A 25,976-nucleotide genomic window follows, 5' to 3' on the forward strand; every position below is an offset into this window, starting at 1 on the left:
CTACAAGGTGTCAGCTCAACCAACGCTTGCGGCGGCGGTAGGACCGCACGTCGCGGAACGATTTGCGCCCTTCATCGGACATGCCGAGGTAGAATTCCTTCACATCCGGGTTCTCGCGCAGCTCTGCCGCTGGGCCGTCCATCACCACACGCCCCGATTCCAGGATGTAGCCATAATGGGCAAAGCGCAGGGCGACGTTTGTGTTCTGCTCGGCCAGCAGAAAGGTCACGCCCTCATTCTCGTTCACCGATTTCACGATCTCGAAAATCTGCTCCACCAGTTGCGGGGCCAGACCCATGCTCGGCTCATCCAGCAGGATCGTCTCGGGGCGCGACATCAGCGCCCGGCCAATCGCCGTCATCTGCTGTTCCCCGCCCGAGGTATACCCGGCTTGGCTCTTCCGACGTTCGCGCAGACGCGGGAAATAGTCATAGACCATCTCCAGATCCGCCGCGATCGCACCCTTGCCATCCGAGCGCGTGTAGGCGCCAGTCAACAGGTTTTCTTCGACCGTCAGGTGCTCGAAACAGTGACGGCCCTCCATCACCTGCACCACACCGCGCTTGACCAGATCAGCCGGGTCCGCATGGGCCGTGTTCTGCCCACGATAGAGGATCGACCCCTTGGTCACCTCGCCCCGCTCACTCGCCAATAGGCCGGAAATGGATTTCAAGGTGGTCGTCTTGCCCGCGCCATTGCCGCCCAAGAGCGCGGTGATGCCCCCTTTGGGCACCTTCAGGCTCACGCCCTTCAACACGAGGATCACGTGATTGTAGATCACCTCGATATTGTTGACCTCAAGTACGGTCTCGGCTTCGACTTGGCTGTCCAGCATGACCCACCTTCATTGTTCTCAAAATATGCAAATCCCCGGCGGCAACAGGTGCCGCCGCCGGGAACAGATCACTTACCCGCAGTTGGGGTCGATACCGTTCTCGCTGGCATAGGCGGCACTGTCTTCCTCGATCAGCGGCCCGATGATGTCGCCATCGGTAGGCTTGAACTCGGAAATCAGCGACCAGCTTTGAGCGCTCGCATCCCACTGGGTCACACCCACAAGGGCGTCACCACCGTGGTTGGCACAAGACACGGTGAACTCGGGGCCAAAGTTTGGCAGACCCAGTTCGGCCATCTTGGCCTCGGTGATTTCCAGCGCTTCCATGCCGTCCCGCATCATGGCCGACGTGATATCTGCCGTGCCGTGGATGCCTTGGGCGGTCTTGGCCGCTTCGGCTGCCAGCATCGCCGCATAAAGGCCGCGGTTATACAGAACCGTACCGACCTGATCACCGGCGCCTGCCGCCTTGCCCGCCTCGACAACGTATTTCTGGATGTCGTCAAACACGGGGAAGTCGCTGCCCACACCGTGGAACGTCAGCGCCTTGTAGCCATTGGCCGCATCACCTGCAGGCAGCACGTCGTTTTCCGAACCGGACCACCAGATGCCGATGAAGTTTTCCATCGGATAGCGGATGTTGGCCGCTTCCTGGATCGCCACCTGGTTCATCACGCCCCAGCCCCACATCAGGACATTGTCGGGACGTTCGCGGCGGATTTGCAGCCACTGCGACTTCTGCTCCTGACCGGGGTGATCCACAGCCACTTCCATCAGCTCGAAGCCGTGCTTTTCGGCGAGGCCCTGCAGCGTGCGGATCGGCTCCTTGCCATAGGCAGAGTTGTGATAGACCAGAGCGATTTTCTTGCCCGAGATGTCGCCATTGTTGGCCTCAAGCAGGTAGTTGATCGCACCCGACGCGCCATCCCAGTAGTTGGCGGGATAGTTGAACACGTGGCTGAACACGTTGCCGTTCTTGGCCGAAGTCCGGCCATAGCCCATCGAGTGGACGGGGATGCCGTCAGCCGTCGCCTTGGGGATCAGCTGATAGGTGATGCCGGTGGACAGGGGCTGGTACACCAGCGCGCCTTCGCCCTTGGTCGACTCATAGCATTCGACACCTTTTTCGGTGTTATAGCCGGTCTCGCATTCCAGAACGCGGGCCGCGACGCCGCCGATGCCGCCATCACGCTCGTTCAGCATGGTGAAGTAGTCCGCATAGCCATCCGCAAACGGGATACCGCCCGCCGCATAAGGGCCTGTACGATAGCTCAGGCTGGGGAACACGAGGTCCGCCATCACAGGTGCCGCTGCCATTATGGCCGCCACACTCATCGCTCCTAGTTTCATCTTCATCGGTAATTCCTCCCTAATGGTTGTCCGATGTGAGGCCTTGCGGCCCATCCGTAGGGCGGGGTTGTCCCCGCCATTCTTGGCGACCGGCCGCTAATGCGGGAACGGCCACAATCTCAACTTCTCCTTGGCCACGCGCCACAGCTGCGCCAGCCCATGCGGTTCCAGGATCAGGAACACGATGATCAGCGCGCCCACGATCACAAGCTGGAAATGCGCCACGATATCCGTGGGCCAGCCCATCAGGTCCACGCCCACGATCTTGAGTACGACAGGCAGCACCACAAGAAACGCCGCCCCCGCGAACGAACCAAAGATCGATCCAAGGCCGCCGATGATGATCATGAACAGAACAAGGAACGATTTGGTGATCCCAAACACCTCGCCCACCTCGACCGCGCCCAGATAGACGGCAAAGAACAAGGCCCCCGACACACCCACGAAAAACGACGACACGGCAAAGGCGGTCAGCTTGGCCTTCAGCGGGTTCACCCCGATGATCTCGGCGGCGATGTCCATGTCGCGGATCGCCATCCACTGCCGCCCAACCGACCCGCGCGTCAGGTTGCGCGCGATGATCGCCGCACCCACGGTAAAGACCAGACAGAACAGATAGGTCGCCCAGGCTTCGGTATTGGGGCCCGTCACTTCGATCCCAAACACGCTGCGCTCGGGCGCGTTGATCTGTCCCGAGGCCGAGTAGTTGTAGAACCACGACACCTTGTTGAAGAGCCACACCAGGAAAAACTGCGCCGCCAGCGTCGCCACGGCCAGGTAAAACCCCTTGATCCTCAGGGACGGCAGGCCAAAGGCCGTGCCGACAAGGGCCGTGATGCCCCCGGCAATGATCACGTGGAAAAAGATGTTGATGTCGGGAAAGGCCGTCATCAGCTTGTAACAGGCATAGGCGCCCACCGCCATGAAACCGCCCGTTCCCAGCGAAACCTGCCCGCAATATCCGGTCAGAATGTTCAGCCCGATGGCGGCGATCGCATAGATCAAAAAAGGCAAAAAGATCGAATTGACCAGATAATCCGTCATCACAAAGGGCATGACCAACACGGCAAAGGCCAGTACGAAATAGTAGCGATACCGGTCGAACTTGATCGGAAAGGTCTGGCTATCCTGCGGATATGTCGTCGAAAAATCGCCCGCCTCACGATACAGCATATGTCACGCTCCCCTTGCGACCTGTTGCGGAGATGGCCTTAACCACGTCCCCAGGTTTTCCCGTTTCGCCACATTTCCCGCCAATCCCCATGCCAATCTGGGCGTGGGAAAATGGAGTGGGTCTTATGACTGCAATTCTGGACGACATCCGTCGTCTCGATGCCGCGCATGCGCGGGGTGAAATCTCGGCCGTCGATCTGGCCGCCGCCAAGGCGGACCTGATCGAGGCGATACCGGATGCCGATGAAACCGCGCGGCAACCGCCGGCGCGCGAACCGGCGCGGCGCACCAGCGGGCGGCTGTGGCAAACGCTGCTGCTGTGCATCTTTGTGCTGACATTCTGTGCCGGGGCAACGCTGCTGCTGACGGGCGATCTGATGATCGCGATGACATTGTCGATCACCGTGCTGGCCGCACTGACCGTGACACTGTTCCGCCAGTTGGATGGGTAAACGAAGGTTCCCGGGCGGGCGGGTCTCATTGGGCAAGGCCCAATGGGGTCGTCCGTTCGAGGATCACACACGCTCAATGATCTTCTCCCCAAACAGTCCCTGCGGACGGAACACCAGGAAAATCAGCGCAAGCACATAGGCAAACCAGTTCTCGGTCGCGTTCATGGTAAAACCGAACAGCGCCCCCGCCAGATCACCCGAAGACATGAAGAACTCGAACAGCTTCTCACCAACACCAATGATCAGGCCACCGACAATGGCCCCTGGGATCGAGGTAAAGCCGCCCAGCATCAGGACCGGCAGGGCCTTGAGCGCGATCAGGCTCAGCGAAAACTGCACACCCGATTTGGCCCCCCACATGATGCCCGCCACCAGCGCGACAAAGCCCGCCACCGACCACACCAATATCCAGATGTAATTCAGCGACACACCAACGGACAAAGCCGCCTGATGGTCGTCCGCAACGGCGCGCATGGCACGGCCCTGCTTGGTGTATTGCGAAAACGCGACCAGAACGGCCACCAGCAGGATCGCAATGATGGTCGCCGTGATGTCCAGGTTGTCGATAAAGAACCCGTAGCCAAAGATGTTGAACGTCGCCTCGTCAATGGCGAGGTTGATGCCCTGCGGCAGGCAGGTCCCCTCGGCCAGACAGACATCCAGTTTCTTGATCTCCGACCCCCACATCAGGTCCGCGACGCCCTCCAGCAGATAGGCCAACCCAATGGTCGCCATGAACAGGATGATCGGCTCCTGCCCCACGAGAAAACGAAAGATGAACCGCTGCACCGCCCAGGCGAGGGCCACCATCACCACCACCGTCAACAGGATCGCGATGATCGAATGCACCTCCCATCCGAAATGGTGGATATGCGTGCCGAATGTCGCGTTGATCAGATGGGCAAAGGGCACCTGCCCCGTCTGAATGCCCACCAGCGTCATCGCCGCAAACAGCGCCATGACCCCTTGGGCAAAGTTGAAGATGCCCGACGCCTTGAAGATCAGGACAAAACCAAGGGCGACAAGGGCATACATCACACCCGCCATGAGGCCGTTCAGAAAGACCTCCATCGCATAGATCAGTTGATCTGACATGGCTTAACCCTTCCATCCCATTGAGGTGCAAAATGCACTGGCCGCTGGCCCCGTTGTCGCGGCAAACACGACCCGGTCACCGTCCCCTGCGTTGAACAGGAAATACACATCCGGCGAGTCCGCCGTGCAGTTGGCATAGGCGCGTTGAGGCGGGGGGAACTTCAATTCCACCAACCCGTTCGCACGCAGCCGCGCATCCGCGCCAATCCAGCCAGTTGTGTTGAACGCAGGCCATTGCGGGGATTTCGGCCCGCTGCCGCCGCAGGTCCAACTGCCCGGCGTGGTCGAGTTGCCGCGCGCGAAATCAAAGCTCACCGCGAAATCGAAACCGCCCCCCGACCCCTGCGGATAAACCACCGTCGCATCTATACCACTCTCATCCTCATCCAGGCTCATGGGCGGCACCTGGAAATTCCACGCCGCCGTCGGCTTGGCCGTGATGTAGCGGGCACATTCGCCCAGGCCCGCCTCAAAGGCTGCCTGATCCTGCGCCAGAACGGACCCGGGAAGGCACAAGGCCAAAAGAACCGCAATCACCCTCATTTCAACGCCACCCCCATCAAATCCGCCGTGTGATCCCGCAAGGGCTGGTAACTCACGCGCAAGCGCGTCAGCCCTTCGAATGTCAGGTTCCAGTTCAGTGTGATCTCGGTCACGCGACCATCCCGGCGCGGGGCCGCAAGGAACGCGGCCGCATAGGCGCGATCCATCGTCACTCGGCTCACCGGCTCGAACCCCGTGGTCGACACAAACCGCGCGCCCGGACCCGCGCGCCACTCCATAAAGGCCAGCAGCAACTCGGAGTAACTCAACCCGCTCGAAATGATCTCGCAGGCAGGTTCGTCATACATGAACACCACCAGCGTGCGGTCCAGATCCGTCTCCTGATAGCCCAGCGCGTAGGAATTCAACGTGCTCTCGAAATAGCGGCGGAACGTGCGCGGGATCGGCATGATGTCCCGGGGCGACAGGCTCCCCGGGTCCTCGAGGTAGGGCAGGCACCGCATCTCGATGATGCCGCACAAATCCGCCATGCCGGGCTGCGAAGCGTCGCAAATCGCCGGTTCCTGCGCGAGGGCCGGTGCGCCCCACAGGGCCGCGACGAGGGCAAGCGCTCTAACTCTCAAGGTCGGTCTCCACCACGGCATAGAACGTGCGCGCTTGCGACGACCCGGTGCGCACCATCACGCGCGGTTCGATCCACTCATGGCTGACCAGCCACGCGCCCTCTGGCGCATAGCGTCCAGCCGACAGCTGTGCATAGCGCCAGGCCAGCTCGGCATCCGTCATCTCCTTGGCCGCCACCTCGACCACACAGGCCCGCTCGCCCTCGGATGGGGCCGCATCCAGCACCAGCACAAACCCCTCTTCGGTCGGCCCATAGACCCGGCGCGCCTCGTGCATCTGGTCGATGGGCTGCGCCTTTAACCCATCCGTTATGGGCAGGGTCTGATGCTCAAACGGGTCCAAACAGCGGGCCACGAACATGTCCCAGGCCGTCCCCGCCTGCGCCGCACCCGAAATCGCAAATGTCGCGCAAATCGCGAGGAGCGCGCGGGTACACGCTGCAAAAAGGGATGACAGCCTGATGCCGGCCCCAAACTCAGTCATGCGCCACACCCAGATAGGCATCGATCACCGCCTGATTGCCGCGCACCTCATCCGGTGTCCCATCGCCAATCTTCTTGCCGTAATCCATGACAACCACGCGGTCAGACAGGTCCATGACCACGCCCATATCATGCTCGATCAGCGCAATGGTCGTGCCAAACTCGTCGTTCACATCAAGGATAAAGCGGCTCATGTCCTCCTTCTCCTCGACATTCATCCCCGCCATCGGCTCATCCAGCAGCAACAGCGAGGGTTCCGCCGCCAGGGCACGCGCCAGCTCGACCCGCTTTTTCAACCCATAGGGCAGACGCGACACAGGCGTCTTGCGGATCGCCTGAATTTCGAGGAAATCAATAATCTTTTCAGCGACTTCCCGGTTCGCAGTCTCTTCGGCCTCGGCCTTGCCCTTCCACAAGGACTGCGCAAACAGCCCCGTCTTCATATGAGTCAACCGCCCCGTCATGACGTTGTCGAGCACACTCATCCCCTCGAACAGGGCGATGTTCTGAAACGTGCGCGCAATGCCCTGGCGGGCCACTTCAAACGGCTTCATCGGCGGGCGGGGCGCACCCTTGTAATAGACCTGCCCCTCCTGCGGGATGTAAAAGCCCGAAATCACGTTCAGCATCGAGGATTTGCCAGCCCCGTTGGGCCCGATAATGGCGCGAATTTCGCCCTCGCGGATGTCGAACGAGATATCCTTGATCGCCTCGACCCCGCCAAATCGCAGGGTGATACTCTTCATCTCCATCACGACGCCGCCGATCTTGCGGCCATCCGCGGTGGTGTAACCTTCGGTCTGATCAAGCATGACCCATCTCCGTCGCCCGCACTGTCAGCGAGATTTTAACCATTTTCCGGGCAAGCTGAGCCATCACATCAGAGGGCCCATCATGTTTGAACAAACGGAACGCCGCTATCTGCTGAAACTTGCATTCGATTGCCGCCGCAAAGGGTTGAGCGCGCAGGAAACCCGCACCCTGATGCGCAACAGCATTGGCGCCTTCACAGGCGACAACCGCCTGCGCTGCGCGGTACGACACGTCTTTGCAGACTGACGCGCGCCCCTTCTCTGTTCCAGAAAAATCCCCCCGGAGGGTTGATTAGCAACACCCGCACAGCCCGCCATAGCGCGCGGCCAACGGGATGGTGGGCGGGGCGATGCCGCAGGCGAGCGTCGAACCACCATCACTCCGCCGCCATCTTCGTCACAACCGCAGACACATGCGCGTCGCAAATGGTCAGGGTCGCTGAAATCGACCCTTTGCGCCCGTCTTCATAGGTGACCTCGGTCGTGGTCGACACCTCTGACGACCCATCATAAAGCGCGGCAATGATGTCGGCGTATTTCTCTTCGATGATCCGGCGACGCACCTTCTGCGTCCGCGTCAACTCACCATCATCCGCATCCAATTGCTTGTGCAGCACGACAAAGCGGTGCACCTGGCAGCTCGACAACATCTCGTCCTGCGCGACCGAGGTGTTGACGTCTTCCACATGCCCCTTGATCGTGGCCAGCACCTGAGGGTGCTGCGCCAGTTCCTGGTAGGAGGCATAGCCGATATTGTTGCGCTCCGCCCAGTTCCCGACCGCCGTCAGGTCGATATTGATAAAGGCGGTGCATTCATCCCGCCCATTCCCAAACACGACAGCTTCCAGAATGTTGGGAAAGAATTTCAGCTTGTTTTCAACATACTTTGGCGCAAACAGCGCGCCCGAGGCCATCTTGCCCACATCCTTGGCGCGGTCGATGATGCGCAGATGGCCGGTATCAGGCTCGATAAACCCGGCATCGCCCGTGGCCACCCAGCCTTCCGGATCCTTGGTGTCTGCCGTGCTCTCGGCGTTCTTGTAATACTCCACGAACACCCCGGGTGAGCGGTAAAACACCTCGCCATTCTCGGCGATCTTCAACTCCACGCCGGGGCATTGCACACCCACCGTGTCACTGCGCACCTCACCATCCGGCTGGGCTGTGATGAACACCGTCGCCTCGGTCTGACCATAAAGCTGTTTGAGGTTGATGCCCAAAGACCGATAGAAATCAAAGATTTCGGGGCCAATCGCCTCTCCGGCAGTGTAGCCAACGCGCACCCGCGAAAACCCGAGCGTGTTCTTGAGCGGCCCATAGACCATCAACTCGCCCAGTTGATACTTCAGCCGATCCCCGAAACTGACATCCTTGCCATCCAGAATGGCCGGTCCCACCTTGCGGGCGTGCTCCATGAAATGATGGAACATGCGCTGCTTCAGCTTGCCCGCATCCTCCATCCGGATCATCACATTGGTCAGCTGGGTCTCGAACACGCGGGGCGGGGCAAAGTAATAGGTCGGCCCGATCTCGCGCAGATCGACATGCATCGTGTCGGCACTTTCTGGGCAATTGGTGCAAAACCCCGTCCACAGCGCCTGTCCCACGGAAAAGATGAAATCGCCCACCCAGGCCATCGGCAGATAGGCCAGAATGTCATCGCTCTGGCGCAGATCGTCAAATTCCGACGACGATTTCGAGGTCTCGATCACATTGCGGTTGCTCAGCACCACGCCCTTGGGCTTGCCCGTCGTGCCGGAAGTATAAAGCATCACGCAAGTGCTGTCGTAATTCAGCCGCCCGATCCGGCGCGCCATTTCAGGGCTCAGCTCGTCCCGCTTGGCGCGGCCTACATCCTGCACGTGGGAATATTGGTGCAGCCGGGAATGGTCGTATTTCCGCAGGCCCCGCGGATCGAGGTAGATCATCTGCTCAAAGTCGGGCAATTCGCCCTGCACTTCGATCACCTTGTCCACCTGCTCCTGATCGCCCGCAATCACGAACCGCGCGCCGCAATGCCCGAGGGTATAGGCCATCTCTTCGGCCGCGGCGTCCTGGTAAAGCGGCACGGGGATGGCCCCACACATCTGCGCCGCCATCATCGACCAATACAGATAGGGGCGGTTGCGCCCGATCACGGCGATGAAATCGCCCTCGTTCACGCCCAGGTCGATCAGACCCAGCGCCAACGCTTCGATCTCTTCGCGGGTCTCGGCCCAGGTCCAGCTTTGCCAGATGCCGAATTCTTTCTCGCGGTACGCAGGTGCGTCCCCGAACTCCGTTGCATTCCGGTGCAAGAGCGCAGGGACCGAAACCAGCCCCTGTGCGCCATCAGGCGAATTTACCAACTTCTATCCTCCCAGGCGCGCCCCATCTTTTGGGGGTCACGCATGATCGCTCAGGCGATTCCTTGTTTGCCTAAGGATGTCGTAGCCACGCTGAAGGTCAACTTTTTCCTGATGTTTTCCCAAACCTTACGAATTGTAACAGGCCGATCTGCGGCGTTGAATGGCGCGGCGTGACAGTGCTAGCCATGGGATATGCAACCCGATCCGTCGCCCTCCCTTACGGCCTCCGGCCTGAACCTGATCGCGCAGGGCATGACGATATTCGATCACAACCTGCGACTTGCCGTGTGCAACGCGCCTTTCCAGCAGATGTTCGATCTGCCCGACGCGCTGGTCACACCCGGCGCCACCTTTCGCGAAACCATCACCCATCTGGCGATGCGGGGCGAATACGGGCCCATCGACGACATCGACGCCTTTGTGCAGGAACGCGTGGATCAGGCCCGCAATTTCGAACCGCATTACATGGAACGCACCCGCGCCAACGGGCGTACCATCTCGGTCGAGGGCTCTCCGCTGCCGCAGGGCGGTTGGGTCACCGTCTACACCGACATCTCGCACACCAAGGCCCAAGAGGCCCTGTTGCGCGCCCGCGCCTCCGAACTCAGCGAGCAGGTGCTGGAACATACCGAGGCGCTGAGCGCGACGAACCGCCAACTGGCCGCCACCGTCACGGCGCTGGAAGAGGCCAAGCGCCAATTGACCCAGACCGAGGCGCGCACGCGCCTGACGACCGAGATGATGCCCGCCCACATCGCCCATGTGGACCGCGACGGGCGCTATATCTTTTCCAATCGCAAGCTGAACACGGTGATGCCCGGGCGGCCCGCAGACATCCTTGGGATGTCCATTGCCGATGTGCTGGGCGACTTTGCTTATGGCCGCATCGCCCCGGCCTTGACCCGCGCCTATCAGGGCGAGGCGTCGGTGGCCGAGTTCACCGACAATGCCAGCGCCCGCCGTATCCGGGGCGCGTTTACCCCCGATGGCACGGGCGGTGTCTACATCCTGTCGATGGACATCACCGAAGAAACCCAGGCCCGCGTCGCCCTGCAACAGACACGCCGCCGCACCCTCGCCGCGCAAATGACCTCGGGCCTTGCCCATGACTTTTCCAACCTGCTGACGATCATTCTTGGCCTGCAATCCAAGCTCGCGCGGCTGCCCGACCTGCCCGACGAGGCAGGCGGTTTGATAGAGGGGACCCTGTCCGCCACCCGGCGCGGCGGCGAGTTGCTGAACGCGATTGCCGACATGACAGCGGGCCGCGCCATGCGCCCCGCCGCGACCGAGATCGCGACCCTGCTCGGCGACGTGCAAACGCTGGCGCGCTCCACCTTGCCCGCCGATCTGACACTGAAGGTCGCCCCGTGCCACTTTGACGGCCAGTTTTTGCTCGACCCCGGCATGGTCAAGGACTCCCTGCTCAACCTGATCCTGAACGCGCGCGATGCCTGTGGCGTGCAGGGCCAGATCACGCTCACTGCCAGCGCGGTGCATGACACATGGCTCGAATTCACCGTGACCGACAGCGGCCCCGGCTTTTCCCCGGATGCGCTGGAACATGGCTGCGATCCGTTCTTTACCACCAAGGGCAGTGAAGGGTCCGGCCTGGGCCTGCCCATGGTCTATGACATGACCAAGCGCGCGGGCGGTGATCTGAAACTGGGCAATGGCGACACGGGCGCGCGCGTCCGTCTGCGCCTGCCCCTGCGCCCCGCCCCGCGGATCAGCGGCGCACTGGTGCTGCTGGTCGAGGACGAACCCGAGCTGCGCCAGCACTACCGCGACATGCTGACCGGCCTTGGCAATGCGGTGATCGAGGCGGCGGGCGTGGACGAGGCCATCGCCCTGACGGCCGATCTGCCCGACATCCGCCTGGTGCTCTCGGATGTGAACCTCGGCTCGGGCAGCCGCACAGGCGTGGACCTTGCGCAGCAACTTGCCGGCACCCTGCCCGTCATCTTGATGACCTCGCTTGCGCCGAGCGATCCGCTTTACCAGATGGCCAGCCAGACCGCGCCGGTGCTGCGTAAACCCTTCCTCGCCCGCGACCTCACCGCCCTGTTGCAGACCGAGGCGGCGGCATGACAGCCCCCTGGTCACCATCCTCGATGACGAACCGGCCATTCGCACCATCCTGTCGGACGCTTTGGAAGAGGCCGGGTTCCGCACGCTGTCCTTCTCGCGTGCCAGCGCGTTCGAGGCGGCGCTCAAAACCCACAAACCCGATGTCTGCCTTGTCGATCTTGGCCTGCCCGATACCGACGGGCTGACGCTCGTGCACCGCTTGGCGCTGGAACAAGGGGCCACGGTCATCATCATATCGGGCCGTGCGCAGGTGCAGGACCGGGTCACCGGGCTGGAACTGGGCGCAGATGACTACATCATCAAACCGTTCGATCCGGCAGAGGTGGTTGCACGCATCCGCGTGCGCCTGCGCAGCCCGAAACCGGCGCAAACCACCGGGCAGGTGGCCAGGTTCAACGGCTGGACGGCGTCCTTTGACAGCTACACGCTCACCGATGCCGATGGGGGCAACACACCCTTTTCACATGCCGAAGGCGAGGTGCTGCGCCTGTTCCTCGACGCCCCCAAACGGCTGATATCCCGCGCCCAGATGCAGGAAATGCTTGGCGGTGGTGCAGGCGACAGCTTTGACCGGGCGATGGATGTGCGCATCAGCCGGTTGCGCACCAAACTGCGCGAAGACCCCAAGAACCCGCGCCTGATCAAGACGATCTACGGGGCGGGCTATATCTTTCTTGGGGACGTAGAGTGGACATAAGGATTCAACTCATGGCAGAATCGCCGCATGGTTGACGTTCTGCTTTATCGCCACGGTGCCCGCCACGCCCGGTTCTACCGGGTCGAGATCACGATGAACCTGTTTGCCGAGGCCTCAGTGGTGATCGAATGGGGCACCATCGGGGGCCAACCCTGCCGCCGCGTGTCCTGCCACAGCGACCTGCGAGCCGCCTCATCCGCAGCGGATCGCTACCGGCAACGCGCCTTGGGGCGCGGATATCAGCGCGCCTGAACCCCGGCGGCATGGGCCAGCACGCGCAGGCCCGCAACCAGATCATCCTCTGCCGTGTCCTCCTCAAACGCATGGCTGATCCCGTTGATCGACGGCACGAACAGCATGGCAACAGGCATAAGGCGCGCAACATTGGTGGCGTCATGCAAGGCCCCCGACGGCATGTTGCGCCACTGGCCCGGTGCAACCACCTCGGCCCCGGCCTCAAGCCGCGCACGCAGGCCCGCATCCATCGCCACAGGCTCCAGCCCCAAGAGCGAGCCCATCTCGACCTCCAGCCCCAACTCTGTTGTCACTTCGGTGAGGGTCTCCTCGATCACGCCCTGCATCCGCTCCAACCGTTGCGCATCCCCGTCGCGCCACTGCATGGAAAACCGAACCTCGCCCGGCACGATCGAGGACGCATTGGGGGATAGGGACACATGGCCGATGGTCCACACGGTCTGGGGCGTCACCACGTTGCGCAAGCGGTCATTCAGCCGCGTGTTGAAGGCCGACAGCCCCTGAAACGCATCGCGCCGCAACGCCATCGGCGTGGTGCCCGCGTGGTTCTGTTGCCCGCGCAGCGTGATGACCCGATCACGGATGCCAACGATATCCGTCACGACCCCGATCTGCTCGCCCGCTGTATCAAGTGTCGGACCCTGCTCGATATGCAACTCGACAAAGCCTGTGAACTGCGCCGGATCAACCTCCGCACCCACCCGGTCTGCCAAGGCCGCTCGCGCTTCGGCCAGCGTGACACCATCATGGTCAACCAGCCTGTCCGCCTCTGCCAGGGACAGCCCACCCGACCAGACGGCCGAGCCAGTGGTCACGCCAAACCGCCCCTCTTCATCCTGAAAGGACACGACCGAAATGGCAGGGCCACCCGCCGCGCGGGCCGCACGCGCGACCTCCAATGCGGCAACGACGCCCAGCGCACCATCCAGCCACCCGCCGGTCGGCTGGCTGTCGGAATGCGACCCCAGTAACAGCGATGGCCCCTCTGCCAAGCCAAACAGATTGCCCATCGCATCAAACCGCACGGCCAATCCCGCCTCGCCCATCCGCGCAGCCAACCAGTCGCGCGCGGCAATGTCGGGTGCAGAATAGGCCGGGCGCACCACGCCCGCGCCTTGCGCGCCAAAGCTGCGCAAATGTTTCAGATCAGACAGGAACCGGGATGCATCCAACATGGCGCCAACCCTAACCAACCGGGCAGGTTTTGCGAGGGGGATACGCACCCATCCGCATCCGTTTGCTTGATGTATCAAGTTTCTTGACGATGCGCACCAAGGCGCACAATACTACCATCGGTAGCTTTTTACGGTTTGCTTTTTCATTCTCCCATCGGTTCCGAACCGGCATTTCAGCATCGGAGGGGCACAATGCGCTCTGCTTTTTTCACCACCCTGCTTTTCAGCATCCTGTTCCTGACCGGCCTTCAGGCACTGACGGCACAGGCCCAGACGCAATCGGACGAACAGGCAGTGTCCGACGCGCGCAAGGATTTGTCCTTCACCCAATTGCGCGATGAACGCAGCGAACTGCTGGCAGAAATTCCACGTCTGCGCGCAGAACGCGACCGTATCCTCAGCCAGATCCGCAACCTCGAAGCGGAAGAGCAGGACATCAACTCCAGGCTACGGCGCGCGCCCGTGACACCGGTACAGGACATGGAAACGCTGCAAAAGCGGGAGGAGTTGCGCAGGCTCCAGAACGAAAAGGCGTTTGTGGAAAAGGACATCGAACGCACCATCAGACGGATCGAGGCAGATATCGAACGTGCCAAGGCAGACGAGGCAAAGGGCGAAGAGGTCGCGTCTTTCCTCGCTGACATGGAAGACCGCATTTCAGAAGAACGGCTGCGCGGGCAAAGCCACATAGAAGATATCGAATCGCGCATCCGCGTTGCAACCGCCGAGGTCGAGATTTCAGAGTCGCGCGTGACAGTTCAGACTGCCGACCTCAACGCGCTGCTCGAGGATATCAAGGCCCGCAAGAAGACGGCCAACGAAAGCCTCGCCAAGACCGAAACAGCGCTGCAAGCCAAGGTCGACCGCCAATTCGAGGTCGAAAACGACATCAACCTGTTGCTGATCCCGCAAACGGCCGAAAACCGGTTCAAGCTCTATATCACCATCGCCTTTGCCTCGCTTGTGGGCGTGGTGATCATCGGCTTTTTCTTCATGGCCTTCACGGATGAGACCGTGCGGCGCGCCATTTTCTCCGGTCAGGCGGGCATCCAGTTCCTCACCCTGTTCTCGCTCGTCATTGCGATCATCCTGTTCGGCATGACCGGCATCCTCGAGGACAAGGAACTCGCCGCCCTGCTTGGCGGCATATCCGGCTATATCCTGGGCCGCGTGACCCCGAATGCGTGATGGAGGTGGGGCGGCGGTTATTCCGCCGCCACCGCATCCGTTGCCGCCTCGACCCGCACAGCCGAGAATTTGAACTCAGGGATCTTGCCATAGGGATCGACCGCCGGGTTCGTCAGGATGTTCGCCGCCGCCTCGACATAGGCAAAGGGCACGAACACCATGTCCGGGGCCACAGCACGGTCTTCGCGCGCCATGATCTCGATAGAACCGCGTTTGGTGGTCAGCCGCACCATGCCACCCGCAGGCACACCCAACTTGCGCAAGGTCGATGGGTGCAGCGAACAGTTCGCCTCCGGCTCGACCGCATCCAGCACCGAGGCACGGCGCGTCATCGACCCTGTGTGCCAGTGCTCCAGCTGCCGCCCCGTCGTCAGGATCATCGGATAATCCGCATCCGGCACATCATCCGGCGCGATCACGGCCGCAGGCGTGAACCGGGCCCGCCCGTCGGGCCGGGGAAAGCCATCGCCAAACACGATCGGTTGGCCCGGATCCTCGGGTGACAGCGACGGATAGGTCACCGCATTCTGCCCCTCAAGGCGATCCCAGGTAATGTTGTCGAGCGACTTCATGTTCAGTTTCATCTCGGCAAACACATCCGCCGGGCTCTGATAATCCCAGCCAAGGCCGAGCCGTTTCGCCAGTTCCACCTCGATCCACCAATCTTCCTTCGCCTCTCCGGGCGGGGGTACGGCAGGGCGGCCCATCTGCACCTGGCGGTTGGTGTTGGTCACGGTCCCCGACTTCTCGGCAAAGGCCGAGGCGGGCAGGATCACGTCGGCATAGTTCGCCGTCTCGGTGATGAAAATGTCCTGCACCACCAGGTGATCGAGTTTGGCCAAAGCAGCGCGCGCATGTTCCACATCCGGGTCCGACATGGCCGGATTCTCACCCAGCACATACATCGCCTTGATGTTGCCCGCATGCACGTCATCCATGATCTCGGTGACGGTCAGCCCCTTTTCGTTCGAGAAATCACCCGAGCCCCACACGTCCGTGAACGCCGAGCGTACGCCATCATCCGTCACCGTCTGATAATCCGGCAGGAACATCGGGATCAGCCCAGCGTCCGAGGCGCCCTGCACGTTGTTCTGCCCCCGCAAGGGGTGCAGGCCCGCACCGGGGCGCCCCACCTGACCGGTCATCAGGGCCAGCGAAATCAGGCAGCGCGAATTGTCGGTCCCGTGAATGTGCTGGCTGACGCCCATGCCCCAGAAAATCATCGCCGACTTGGCCCCGGCAAAGGTGCGCGCCACATCGCGCAGCACCTCTGCCTCGATCCCGCAGATCTCTGCCATCTTCTCAGGCTCAAACCCTTTTAGGTGCTCCTTTTCGGCCTCCCAATTCTCGGTATAGGCGTCAATGTACTGCTGGTCGTAGAGGCCCTCTTCGACAATCACATGCATGATCGCGTTCAGCATCGACACATCCGCGCCGGGGCGGAATTGCAGCATGTGGCTGGCAAAGCGCTTGAGCGCCTGCCCACGCGGGTCCATCACGATCAGCTTGCCACCGCGCTTGGTGAACTGCTTGAAATAGGTGGCGGCAACGGGATGGTTCTCGATCGGGTTACACCCAATGGCAATCGCCACATCCGCATTCTCGATCTCGTTGAAGGTGGCGGTCACAGCCCCCGACCCCACATTCTCCATCAACGCCGCGACCGAAGACGCATGGCACAACCGCGTGCAGTGATCGACGTTGTTATGGCCAAACCCCTGCCGGATCATCTTCTGGAACAGGTAAGCTTCCTCGTTGGTGCACTTGGCCGAGCCAAAGCCAGCCACCTCACGGCCCCGCCCCTTCATGCCGTTCGCGGCAAAATCCAGCGCTTCCTCCCACGACGCCTCGCGGAAATGGGTCGACCAATCACCGGGGTCCACATTCAGCCCCTTGGCAGGCGCATCCTCCCGCCGGATCAGCGGCTTCGTCAGGCGGTGATCGTGGTGGATGTAGTCAAAGCCAAAGCGGCCCTTCACGCACAAGCGCCCCTCATTCGCCGGGCCATTGATGCCATCGACATACTTGACCTTGCCGTCCTTCACCTTCAGCGAAATCTGGCAACCGACGCCGCAGAACGGGCAGATGCTCTCGACCTCTGAATCGAAATCGGCACTGTCGCCCACTTGCTGATCGTCAACGACGGTCGCGGGCATCAGCGCCCCGGTCGGACAGGCCTGCACACATTCGCCGCAGGCCACACAGGTGCTGTCGCCCATCGGGTCGGCCATGTCGAAAGTCGGATAGCTGTCATGCCCCCGGCCCGACATGCCAATCACGTCATTGACCTGCACCTCGCGGCAGGCGCGCACGCACAGCCCGCACTGAATGCAGGCATCCAGATTGACCGACATCGCCACATGGGAATCGTCCAGCAGCGGAATGCGCCCCTCTTCCAGCTTGGGAAACCGGCTCTCGGTCACGCCGTTCATCTCGGCCATGTCCCACAGGTGGGCAGACTTGTCATGCGCCACATCACGTTCGGGCTGATCGGCCACCAGCATCTCGACCACCATCTTGCGGGCGTTTTCGGCGCGGGCGGAATTGGTGGTGACAACCATGCCCTCGGACGGTTCGCGAATGCACGAGGCGGCCAGCACCCGCTCGCCCTCGATCTCGACCATGCAGGCGCGGCAGTTGCCGTCGGGGCGATAGCCGGGGGCCGGTTTGTGGCACAGATGCGGAATGACAAGGCCACGACCATTGGCCACTTCCCAGATCGTCATGCCAGCCTCGGCCTCGACTTCGGCCCCGTCCAGCGTGAATGTCACCTTATCCGTCATCGCGCGCATCTCCCTGCAATCGCGGCCAATCTATGCCAGCTCAGCGCCCAACAGGACTCCCATTCCCGACACCAAGGCCCGATTTTGCGTCTCAGGAGTTTCCGATCCACGACACCGTTCCCCGGCGCATTCATCCATGCTTCATTGTTCCGCAAAATATGCCCCCCGGAGGGTCCCGCACTTTCCACCACGCGCACGCTGCCCTAGAACACACCAAACAGCAGCCAAAGGCGCCCATGTCCCACATTACCCTCATTCGCCACGGTCAGGCCAATTCCCATGCCAAGGACGAGGCAAGCTATGATCAGCTCAGCCCCCTTGGTCACCAGCAGGCGGCCTGGTTGGGGGACCACATGCGCGCCACCCACCAGCATCACACGCGGCTCTATACCGGCACGCTGCGGCGGCACCTCGAGACGGCCGACGCCATGCAGACGGGCCTGAGGGCCACGCAGGATGCGCGCCTGAACGAACTTGAATACTTCACCATGGCCTACGCGCTCGAAGCCGAACACGGGATCAAGGCGCCCACCGAACCCGCCGATTTCGTGCACCACTTTCCCGTCGTCCTCAACCACTGGCGCGAGGACAAGATCGAAGGGGCGCCCGAACGCTTCGCCGCCTTCGAGGCGCGGATAACCGAGGCACTGGTCGAGATCGGGCAAGGCACAGGCCCGGCCCTTGTCGTCACCTCGGGCGGGCTGATCGCGATGACGATGCGCGTGCATCTGGGCCTCGACATCCCGGCCATGGCCAATGTGGCGCTGGCGATCATGAACACGTCCATGCACCGCCTGCATCCCATCGGCGGCACATGGTCGCCTGTGATGTTCAACGCCATTCCCCACCTCGAAGCGCCCGACAGGCACCACGCCCAAACCCACGTCTGAGGATATGCCATGAAACTGCACTATGCCCCCGGAACGATCTCCATCGCCATTGCCATCGCCTTGGAAGAGGCGGGCATCGCCTATGACGCCCAGAGCCTCGACTTTGCCGCAGGCGAACAGCAGTCCAAGGCCTACGCCGCCATCAACCCCAAGGGCCGTGTGCCCGCGCTCGAGGTCGAGGGCACGATCCTCACCGAAACCGGCGCGATCCTCGAATACGTCGCCACGCTGGCACCGGGCCTGTTGCCCGCCGATCCGATCATGGCGGCCCGGGCACGCGCCGTGATGTTCTACCTCGCCTCGACGATGCACGTGAACCATGCCCACAAGATGCGCGGCCACCGCTGGGCCGACAATCAGGAAAGCTGGGCCGACATGGCCGCCAAGGTGCCCGAGACGATGGCAACCTCCGCCGCCTATGTCGAAAGCGACTGCCTGACTGGCCCCTACATCCTCGGCGACACGGCCTGCATCGCCGATGCCTACCTGTTCGTCGTCTGCAACTGGCTGCCCGGCGACGGTGTCGACCTCACCCCCTTCCCGAAACTGCGCGCCTTCCTCGCCGCGATGGAGGACCGGCCCAGCGTCAAGGCCGTGCGCGCCAACGGCATGTTGCCATGACCCACCTCTGGGTACGCGCCGAACAGCGCGAGAATGAAGACAGGGTGGGCCTCACCCCCGAAGGCGCGGCCAAGCTGATCGCCGCCGGGATCACGGTCACGGTCGAAGACAGCCAGACCCGATGCATCCCCACCGACCGCTACGCGCAGGCCGGGGCCACGATTGCCCCCGAAAACACATGGCCCACAGCCCCGGCAGAGGCGATCATCTTTGGCCTCAAGGAACTGCCCGACGACGGCACAGACCTGCCCCACAGGCACATCATGTTTGGCCACGCCTACAAGGGGCAGCCTGCGGGTCAGGTGCTGCTGGATCGGTTCCGCGTGGGGGGCGGCACGCTCTACGATCTGGAATATCTCGTGGACGAGGACGGCAAACGCGTCGCCGCCTTCGGCTACTGGGCGGGCTATGCCGGGGCCGCCGTTGCCCTGAAATGCTGGATTGCCCAGCAAAACGGGCGGATCGCCGAAGCCGTCAGCACCTACCCCAGCGCCAACCACCTGCTGGCCGATCTGCAATCCGCCCTCGTCGCCACAGGCAGCCACCGCCCCACCGCGCTGATCATCGGCGCACTGGGCCGCGTCGGCAGCGGCGCGGCAGACCTGTGCACCGTCATGGGCGTGCCCACCACCCGCTGGGACATGGCGGAAACGGCCCATGGCGGCCCCTTCCCCGAAATCCTCGCTCACGACATCTTCTTCAACTGCATCCTTGCGCGGCCCGGCACGCCGGTCTTCGTGCCCGCCGACACCCCGCACAAGCCGCGCAAGCTCAGCGTGATCGGCGACATCGCCTGCGATCCCGACAGCGACTTTTCCCCGATCAAGGTCTACGACCGCACCACCACCTGGGCCGACCCGGCCCTGCGGGTACACGACGCACCGCCGCTGGATGTGACGGCCATCGACAACCTGCCCTCGATGCTGCCGGTGGAAAGCAGTGAGGACTACGCCGATCAACTCCTGCCCTCGCTCCTCACGCTCACGGACCTCGGAGCAGGCGTCTGGGGCCGAGCCAAGGCGACGTTCGAACAGGCATCGGGGCGGTGATACGCGAACAATACCACATGCGCCGCGCCGCCAATGGCGTCGATGCGTGGGACATCCGCAAACTGCTGATGCAGCACGGCGCAGACCCGGTGCACGACGTCGCCCTCAGTGACATCGCGGAACTGGACGAAAACTGGTGGTTCGATATCGAGGGCACCCCGACACCCCGTGCCCTCGCCCACCACATGGAGATGGTGCAACAGGTGGATCGCAGCTATCCCATCCTGCTGGATGCAGAGGGGCGTTTGATGGATGGCATGCACCGCGTCATGCAGGCGCTGCTGGCAGGCGACACCACGATCCGCGCGATCCGGCTGGATACGACGCCGCCGCCGGATTTCACCAATATCGCCCCTGGCGACCTGCCCTATGGCGAAAGCGATGACACCCAGTAGACGTGGCACTCACGTGAACAGGGCGGCATCGTCCTCTGTCAGCGGCTTGCCCAACATCTCCATCCCTGCCTCGATGTGGTCGGTGAAATGGGGCGTGCCCAGCACATAATCGGCACAGGGGGTCGAGGCCTCGGCCTCCGCCGTTGACAGCGCCTCGCCCCAATCCTCGGGCTCGAACGCACCGCGCCCGACCCACATGATGGCGACCAGTTCGGCCTGCTCGTCCACGTCCAGACGGTCAATGATCCCGCGCACTTCCGGCTCTGCCCGCTCCAACTCGCGGCCCATCACAACCAGTTGAGCCAGCACGGCGCGGTCAATCTCAAGTTCCATGGCATATCCTCCTGCCACGCACTGTGTGACAGGAAAGGACTACGCGCTTTGATCCTGCTCAACTCAGCTGAAAATCCGGAAGTAAAGCCAGTCCGGCAAGAACTGCGAACCGCGAAACAGCAGCGAAAACGCCGTGGGAAAGCTCTTCTTGAACCGCTCGGTCAGCATCAGCTCGAACATCTCGCGCGCCGCAACCTCGGGTTCCATGATGAAAGGCATGTTGAAATTGTTCTTGTCGGTCAATTGCGTCTTGATGAAACCGGGGTTGGCCACCTGCACGCGCACACCCGTGTTGCGCAGATCGGCATACATGCACTCGGCCAGCGACATGGTCGCGGCCTTGGACGCGGTGTATCCGATCGATCCGGGCAAACCGCGAAATCCGGTCAGGGACGAGGTGATGACGATATGCCCCACATCCTTTTCAACGAATTGCGGCACGACCTGCCCCAGCACGCGCATGAAACCGGTAAAGTTCACATCCGCCATCGCAACGGCCTGATCCGCATCCCAGTCGCGCGCGGAAAAGGGCCAGTAGACCCCGGCGAGCAGAACAACGCCGTCGATCTCGCCCACAGCCTCGGCAGCGGCCTTCACGCTGTCGTCGTCCGAAATGTCGACGGTCTGGTAAGACGCCTTGCCGGGCAACTCATCGGCCAGCGCCGCCAGCTTGTCTTCGGACCGGGCGGACACGATCACCTCGATGCCTGCGCGGCTCATGTGATGGGCCAGCGCCTTGCCCAGCCCGTCGCCCGCACCGACCAGCCAGTACCGCTTGCCCGTCAATTCAATGTCACTCATGCCGCTTCTTTGAACTCTTCATTTGCGGGGCGCATGGTCGCGACCAGTTCCGCCACCTTCAGCCCATACTTGCGAAACTGCGAGCGGTTGATGATGGTTCCATTAGGCGCCAAGTACATCCAGTCGACCGTGTCCAGCACATGACCGCCCGAGGCTTCGGGCAGTTGGAACCGGTATTTCAGCTGCACGGCATTGCCCGACTGCTTGCCCGTGCCCTCGCCCACGACATCATTGGCCAGTGCCTTGATGCGCCCGTCATTGCCCAGGGTCAGCTCCCAAGCGCGGGTCTGCTCCGACCCGTCATCATAGCGGAACACCTCGCTCATGGTGCCCCGGTTGCCTTCCCAGACGCAGTCGAATTCGCCCACAAAACGCGAGGTGACGCGGCCCGTCGGCCCGTAAATCACGCCTTCGCAGATGATCGGCCCGTTCAGGTGCGTGCGCAGATCAAACTGCTGATCGCTGTCGGCATAGTCGTCCGGGGACTGCGCCAGGAAATCGGCATAGCGGGTGCGCGCCCAGCTGATGGCCAGCATGGCCACCGCGCCCATAAGGGTAAAGATCAGTGCATCCATCTCAGGTCTCCTTCAGGTCTGTCGTGGCCAGCAAGGCAATGGCGACGACTTTGAGGCCACAAGGCACTGCCGCATAAAGCAGCGTGAGAAGCGCAAGCGCTTCGGGCGGGTTGCTGGCTGCCGCGCTGTCAAAGCCTGCGCGTTCCAGCGCGGGCAACAGGGTGACAGCGGCAAAGGCCAGCGTGAATTTCGAAACGAACGACCACAGGCCGAACCCCTCAGCCGCAGAGGGGCTGATGCGGGCCATGCGGGTCGCAAAAACAGCCGGTAGCAGGGTCAGGTCGGCCCCCAGCGTTGCACCGGACAGGATGCAGATGACGGCAAAGGCAATCCAGTCGCCCGGCCCCAGCGCCATCGCGCCGCCAAAGGCGGCAATGGCCAGCACCATCGCGCTCAGCAACACGGGCTTGGTGCCATAGCGCTCGGCCAGCTTGCCCCAGAAAGGTGCAGCGACGGCGGCACTCAGAAAGAACAACAGCAGCAGCGGTCCCTCGAGGCCCGGCGATTGCAAACGGCTTTCCACGAAAAACAGAAACAGCGTCGAACTCACGGCCACAGGCGCTGCATTGACCAGCGCGATCAACAGCAGTTTGCGCGCCAGACCGTCCTGCAATACGGCGCGAAAACCGACGGACGGGGGCAGGCCATCGCTCACCCACTCGCCCCGCATCATCACGACTGCCGCCAGTGCCAGCACGCAAAAGCCCACCGCGAACCCGGCAAAAGGCGCGCCCATGAGCGCGCCCAGCATCACCGGCGCAATCGCCGCCACGCACACGCCCAACAGCGCCCCGGTCTCGCGCCAGCGCGCCAGCATCAGATGGCCCTGCCCCGGCAGGCGGTCTGCCTTGACCACGCCCTGGGCGTAAAAGTTGATGGTCAGGAAACTGAACGCCGAAAACACGCCCGTCAGCATCAGCGCAAACCACAGCAGCGGCGGCAGCAGGGGTGGCACGGCAAACAGGCCGAACATCGACAGCGCCATAACGGTGCAGCCAATGACGACACCCGCGCCCCGGCGGCTGCGCAGCGCCTCGCTCAACCGGCCAAACAGCGGGTCCTGCACCACGTCCAGCAGGCGCAGGCCAAACAGCACCGCCCCCAATGCGGCCAGCGACACGCCGTATTCGTCCACATAGAACTTGGGCGCGTGGATATAGATCGGCAGCCCCGCCGAGGCGAGTAACGCGGCAAAGACCGCGTAGGCAGGCAAACGTTGGGGCGCGACATTGCTCACCGCGACACCTCTTCGGACGGGGGCAACGGACGGACGCGGTAGACAGCGCGTTTCAGCCATAGCTTCAGCGCCTGCCAGTGGATCAGGGCCAAGACGCGGCGCGAGCCAAACGGGCGGCGCAGCACAGCGCGCAGGATCGACCCGTTTGTCAACGCGCCGCGGCGCCCCGTGAGTGTTGCAATCAGCCCGCCTTCGCCGCGGGAATAGTCGATCCAGATGCCGATGCGATCATCGCGGATGTCAAAGCGGAACTCGTACCCGCCCTTGACCGGCTGGAACGGGGACACATGCAGGATCTTGGTCGCCTGCAGGCGGTCCTCGGGCGCGATGGGGCGCAGGTCAGGATGGTTGACGAGATAGCTGTGGCGGTCCCCGAACGTGTTCGTCACCTCAGCAATGACAGCAATCAGCGCGTCATCGGCACGACGGCACAGCCAGAAACTGACAGGGTTGAACACATGGCCCAGGACCTTGGGCTGGGCCAGCAACTCGATGCGGGCCACGCCTGTCACCTGATGCGCTTCGAGCACATCGCGCACCCATGGCGCGCCGCGCCCGGCATGGGGCGCACCGCCATGGTCGATGTCGTCCAGCGCCATCACACCGCGCCCATTGCGGGCAAACAGGCGGGGGGTGTCCACCTCGGCCTCGGCATCCAGCAGCATGTAATCCACCGAATAGCGAAAAGCGTTGGCGATCGCCCCCTTGCGCCCGTGATAGGTCACGCCCGCGATATGATCGACGGTTGCACTCATTCAGCGGCCACCTGCATCGCCGGGGTGCGTGTGAGGGCGCGGGCCACGTCCAGCCCGCTCGACAGACCATCCTCGTGGAAACCATGGCGCATCCACGCCCCGCAGAACCACGTGTTGTTGGCACCGTTCATCGCGCGCACCGCGTCCTGCGCGGCCAAGGCGGCCAGATCATAGACCGGATGGCGCAGCACGGTCTGGTCATAGATCATCTCATCGCGGATCGTGCGCTTGGTGTTCAGGGTCACGAAATGCGGGTCGTCCATGGGAATGGGCTGGAGCGAGTTGATCCAGTAGGTCAGATCGATCCGGTCACTCTGCGCGCCCTTGTCCTCGGTATAGACCCAGCTTGACCAGGTCTGGCGCTTCTTGGGCATGATCGACGCGTCGCAATGCAGCACCACGTCGTTGGGCTGGTATTTCACCGCACCCAAGGCCGCTCTCTCGGCCGGGGTCGGATCGTCCAGCAGGCGCAGCGTGTCATCGGAATGGGTGGCAAAGATGACTTCGTCAAACATCTCCCATTCGCCGCCCCAGGCCTTGATCTGCGCGCCACCGGCCGTGCGGCGCACCGACTGCACGGGCGCGCCTAGACGGATGTCAGCGCCATAGCCCAGCAGTGCAGCCTCAAGGCGGCGAACATATTCGACCGACCCACCCTTGACCGTGTACCACTGGTGCTGGCCGGTGTGGTTCAACAGCGCGTGGTTTTCGAAAAACTGGATCATGGCGTGGGCGGGGAAATCCATGATCTTTTCGGTCGGGGTCGACCAGATCGCACCGCTCAAAGGCAAGAGGTAGTAGTCGCGAAACCACGCGCCCGTGCCCAGCACATCAAGGAACTGCCCAACGGTGCGTGTGCGATCCTCATTGGCCACGCGCAGGGCGTTCTTGTTGAACCGCAGGATATCGCGGACCATGCCAAGGAATTTGGGGTTCAGCGCATTGCCCCGCTGGGCAAACAGCGCATCCAGACTGGCCAGACCATATTCCAACCGGCCCCCGTCAATCGAGGCGCCAAAGCTCATGTTGGATTTGACGACCGGCACGTCGAGCTCGTCAAACAACTGGGCCATGTTGGGATAGTTGGCGTAGTTGAAAACAAGGAACCCGGTGTCCACCGGCTGATCGCCGCGCTGTCCGGCCATGATGGTGCGGGCGTGCCCGCCCAGACGCGGCTCGGCCTCGAACAATGTCACGTGGTGATCAGACGCCAGCGTATAGGCCGCGCCCATCCCGGAAATGCCGCCCCCGATAACAGCGATGCGTTTGCGGGCGGCGGTAAGTGTCTCAAAAGGCATATGGTGGTCTGTCCCCGTGGTCTGGTGTCTTGCACAGTGTACGGTCGCATGACGCAAACGGATGTACATTCGTCAAAGTATTATTTTTTGATCCAAACCCGGGGGGTGGCGTAGACGGTATATGTTTGCGGGTTTAGATACGGCAGAAGCAGCAACGC

Annotated in this window: 27 protein-coding genes; 10 read left to right on the forward strand and 17 right to left on the reverse strand. The window is 62.4% G+C overall.

What is annotated here, in order from left to right; translation table 11 throughout:
- Positions 1-10: 10 nt before the first annotated feature.
- The 3 genes from ACMHLQ_RS09870 to ACMHLQ_RS09880 form a co-directional block, all read right to left on the reverse strand.
- Entirely contained in the window at positions 11-835 is an 825-nt protein-coding gene (locus ACMHLQ_RS09870; protein WP_415404604.1) for an ABC transporter ATP-binding protein, read from the reverse strand.
- Between the two features lie 72 nt (positions 836-907).
- Positions 908-2,191 carry an ABC transporter substrate-binding protein gene (locus ACMHLQ_RS09875; protein ID WP_415404605.1) on the reverse strand — a complete coding sequence of 428 codons (1,284 nt, stop codon included), beginning with the start codon at positions 2,189-2,191 and terminating at the stop codon, positions 908-910.
- Between the two features lie 90 nt (positions 2,192-2,281).
- On the reverse strand, positions 2,282-3,358 hold the full coding sequence (locus ACMHLQ_RS09880; protein WP_415404606.1) for a branched-chain amino acid ABC transporter permease: 1,077 nt from the start codon (positions 3,356-3,358) through the stop codon (positions 2,282-2,284).
- 125 nt (positions 3,359-3,483) lie between these two features.
- Here ACMHLQ_RS09880 and ACMHLQ_RS09885 point away from each other — a divergent pair, with 125 nt between their 5' ends.
- Positions 3,484-3,810: an SHOCT domain-containing protein gene (locus ACMHLQ_RS09885; protein ID WP_415404607.1), complete on the forward strand. Its 327-nt coding sequence runs from the start codon at positions 3,484-3,486 to the stop codon at positions 3,808-3,810.
- A 63-nt stretch (positions 3,811-3,873) separates the two neighbouring features.
- Here the strand turns inward: ACMHLQ_RS09885 and ACMHLQ_RS09890 are convergent, their stop codons facing one another.
- The 5 genes from ACMHLQ_RS09890 to ACMHLQ_RS09910 are packed head-to-tail and all read right to left on the reverse strand — an operon-like array spanning position 3,874 to position 7,327.
- Positions 3,874-4,905, reverse strand: coding sequence for a branched-chain amino acid ABC transporter permease (locus tag ACMHLQ_RS09890; protein WP_415404608.1), 1,032 nt, complete (start codon positions 4,903-4,905; stop codon positions 3,874-3,876).
- Between the two features lie 3 nt (positions 4,906-4,908).
- Complete coding sequence (locus ACMHLQ_RS09895; protein WP_415404609.1) at positions 4,909-5,448, reverse strand: hypothetical protein; 540 nt, start codon at positions 5,446-5,448, stop codon at positions 4,909-4,911.
- A complete protein-coding gene (locus ACMHLQ_RS09900) occupies positions 5,445-6,032 on the reverse strand; it encodes a hypothetical protein (protein WP_415404610.1) in 588 nt (195 codons plus the stop codon). Before ACMHLQ_RS09900 ends, ACMHLQ_RS09895 begins: the two co-directional genes overlap by 4 nt.
- Positions 6,022-6,516: a hypothetical protein gene (locus ACMHLQ_RS09905; protein ID WP_415404611.1), complete on the reverse strand. Its 495-nt coding sequence runs from the start codon at positions 6,514-6,516 to the stop codon at positions 6,022-6,024. The genes ACMHLQ_RS09900 and ACMHLQ_RS09905 overlap by 11 nt, the downstream gene beginning before the upstream one ends.
- On the reverse strand, positions 6,509-7,327 hold the full coding sequence (locus tag ACMHLQ_RS09910; RefSeq protein WP_415404612.1) for an ABC transporter ATP-binding protein: 819 nt from the start codon (positions 7,325-7,327) through the stop codon (positions 6,509-6,511). The genes ACMHLQ_RS09905 and ACMHLQ_RS09910 overlap by 8 nt, the downstream gene beginning before the upstream one ends.
- Before the next feature lie 82 nt (positions 7,328-7,409).
- Here ACMHLQ_RS09910 and ACMHLQ_RS09915 point away from each other — a divergent pair, with 82 nt between their 5' ends.
- Positions 7,410-7,574: a hypothetical protein gene (locus tag ACMHLQ_RS09915; protein ID WP_415404613.1), complete on the forward strand. Its 165-nt coding sequence runs from the start codon at positions 7,410-7,412 to the stop codon at positions 7,572-7,574.
- Between the two features lie 130 nt (positions 7,575-7,704).
- Here the strand turns inward: ACMHLQ_RS09915 and ACMHLQ_RS09920 are convergent, their stop codons facing one another.
- Entirely contained in the window at positions 7,705-9,675 is a 1,971-nt protein-coding gene (locus ACMHLQ_RS09920) for an AMP-binding protein (protein ID WP_415404614.1), read from the reverse strand.
- 192 nt (positions 9,676-9,867) lie between these two features.
- Between ACMHLQ_RS09920 and ACMHLQ_RS09925 the strand changes: the two genes are divergently transcribed.
- From ACMHLQ_RS09925 to ACMHLQ_RS09935, 3 genes are all read left to right on the forward strand, one after another.
- Positions 9,868-11,766: a PAS-domain containing protein gene (locus ACMHLQ_RS09925; protein WP_415404615.1), complete on the forward strand. Its 1,899-nt coding sequence runs from the start codon at positions 9,868-9,870 to the stop codon at positions 11,764-11,766.
- A 61-nt stretch (positions 11,767-11,827) separates the two neighbouring features.
- Complete coding sequence (locus ACMHLQ_RS09930) at positions 11,828-12,463, forward strand: response regulator transcription factor (protein ID WP_415404616.1); 636 nt, start codon at positions 11,828-11,830, stop codon at positions 12,461-12,463.
- 27 nt (positions 12,464-12,490) lie between these two features.
- Complete coding sequence (locus tag ACMHLQ_RS09935; RefSeq protein ID WP_415404617.1) at positions 12,491-12,715, forward strand: WGR domain-containing protein; 225 nt, start codon at positions 12,491-12,493, stop codon at positions 12,713-12,715.
- On the opposite strand, the gene ACMHLQ_RS09940 is transcribed toward ACMHLQ_RS09935, so the two are convergent.
- Positions 12,703-13,893 (reverse strand): Zn-dependent hydrolase, encoded by a 1,191-nt coding sequence (locus ACMHLQ_RS09940; RefSeq protein ID WP_415404618.1) that lies wholly within the window; start codon positions 13,891-13,893, stop codon positions 12,703-12,705. The two genes, ACMHLQ_RS09935 and ACMHLQ_RS09940, sit on opposite strands and share 13 nt — an antisense overlap.
- A 192-nt stretch (positions 13,894-14,085) precedes the next feature.
- Here ACMHLQ_RS09940 and ACMHLQ_RS09945 point away from each other — a divergent pair, with 192 nt between their 5' ends.
- On the forward strand, positions 14,086-15,081 hold the full coding sequence (locus ACMHLQ_RS09945; protein ID WP_415404619.1) for a hypothetical protein: 996 nt from the start codon (positions 14,086-14,088) through the stop codon (positions 15,079-15,081).
- A 17-nt stretch (positions 15,082-15,098) separates the two neighbouring features.
- Here ACMHLQ_RS09945 and fdhF read toward each other — a convergent pair whose 3' ends face one another.
- Entirely contained in the window at positions 15,099-17,864 is a 2,766-nt protein-coding gene (gene fdhF, locus ACMHLQ_RS09950; protein WP_415404620.1) for a formate dehydrogenase subunit alpha, read from the reverse strand.
- A 236-nt stretch (positions 17,865-18,100) separates the two neighbouring features.
- Here fdhF and ACMHLQ_RS09955 point away from each other — a divergent pair, with 236 nt between their 5' ends.
- From ACMHLQ_RS09955 to ACMHLQ_RS09970, 4 genes are read left to right on the forward strand one after another with little or no spacing between them, the layout of a single operon-like run.
- Entirely contained in the window at positions 18,101-18,754 is a 654-nt protein-coding gene (locus ACMHLQ_RS09955; RefSeq protein WP_415404621.1) for a histidine phosphatase family protein, read from the forward strand.
- Between the two features lie 9 nt (positions 18,755-18,763).
- Complete coding sequence (locus ACMHLQ_RS09960; protein ID WP_415404622.1) at positions 18,764-19,375, forward strand: glutathione S-transferase family protein; 612 nt, start codon at positions 18,764-18,766, stop codon at positions 19,373-19,375.
- Positions 19,372-20,424: a saccharopine dehydrogenase gene (locus ACMHLQ_RS09965; protein WP_415404623.1), complete on the forward strand. Its 1,053-nt coding sequence runs from the start codon at positions 19,372-19,374 to the stop codon at positions 20,422-20,424. Before ACMHLQ_RS09960 ends, ACMHLQ_RS09965 begins: the two co-directional genes overlap by 4 nt.
- Positions 20,421-20,819, forward strand: a complete 399-nt coding sequence (locus tag ACMHLQ_RS09970; protein ID WP_415404624.1) for a hypothetical protein — start codon at positions 20,421-20,423, stop codon at positions 20,817-20,819. The genes ACMHLQ_RS09965 and ACMHLQ_RS09970 overlap by 4 nt, the downstream gene beginning before the upstream one ends.
- A gap of 9 nt (positions 20,820-20,828) precedes the next feature.
- On the opposite strand, the gene ACMHLQ_RS09975 is transcribed toward ACMHLQ_RS09970, so the two are convergent.
- From ACMHLQ_RS09975 to ACMHLQ_RS10000, 6 genes are all read right to left on the reverse strand, one after another.
- Entirely contained in the window at positions 20,829-21,152 is a 324-nt protein-coding gene (locus ACMHLQ_RS09975) for a DUF3775 domain-containing protein (protein WP_415404625.1), read from the reverse strand.
- A 63-nt stretch (positions 21,153-21,215) separates the two neighbouring features.
- Positions 21,216-21,953, reverse strand: a complete 738-nt coding sequence (locus ACMHLQ_RS09980; RefSeq protein WP_415404626.1) for an SDR family NAD(P)-dependent oxidoreductase — start codon at positions 21,951-21,953, stop codon at positions 21,216-21,218.
- On the reverse strand, positions 21,950-22,528 hold the full coding sequence (locus tag ACMHLQ_RS09985) for a DUF3833 domain-containing protein (RefSeq protein WP_415404627.1): 579 nt from the start codon (positions 22,526-22,528) through the stop codon (positions 21,950-21,952). The genes ACMHLQ_RS09980 and ACMHLQ_RS09985 overlap by 4 nt, the downstream gene beginning before the upstream one ends.
- A gap of 1 nt (position 22,529) precedes the next feature.
- Positions 22,530-23,765 (reverse strand): MFS transporter, encoded by a 1,236-nt coding sequence (locus ACMHLQ_RS09990; RefSeq protein WP_415404628.1) that lies wholly within the window; start codon positions 23,763-23,765, stop codon positions 22,530-22,532.
- On the reverse strand, positions 23,762-24,520 hold the full coding sequence (locus ACMHLQ_RS09995; RefSeq protein ID WP_415404629.1) for a DUF1365 domain-containing protein: 759 nt from the start codon (positions 24,518-24,520) through the stop codon (positions 23,762-23,764). Before ACMHLQ_RS09995 ends, ACMHLQ_RS09990 begins: the two co-directional genes overlap by 4 nt.
- A complete protein-coding gene (locus ACMHLQ_RS10000; protein ID WP_415404630.1) occupies positions 24,517-25,818 on the reverse strand; it encodes an NAD(P)/FAD-dependent oxidoreductase in 1,302 nt (433 codons plus the stop codon). The genes ACMHLQ_RS09995 and ACMHLQ_RS10000 overlap by 4 nt, the downstream gene beginning before the upstream one ends.
- Between the last annotated feature and the right edge of the window lie 158 nt (positions 25,819-25,976).

It is taken from the genome of Tateyamaria algicola, assembly GCF_047715485.1.
Classification (GTDB): domain Bacteria; phylum Pseudomonadota; class Alphaproteobacteria; order Rhodobacterales; family Rhodobacteraceae; genus Tateyamaria.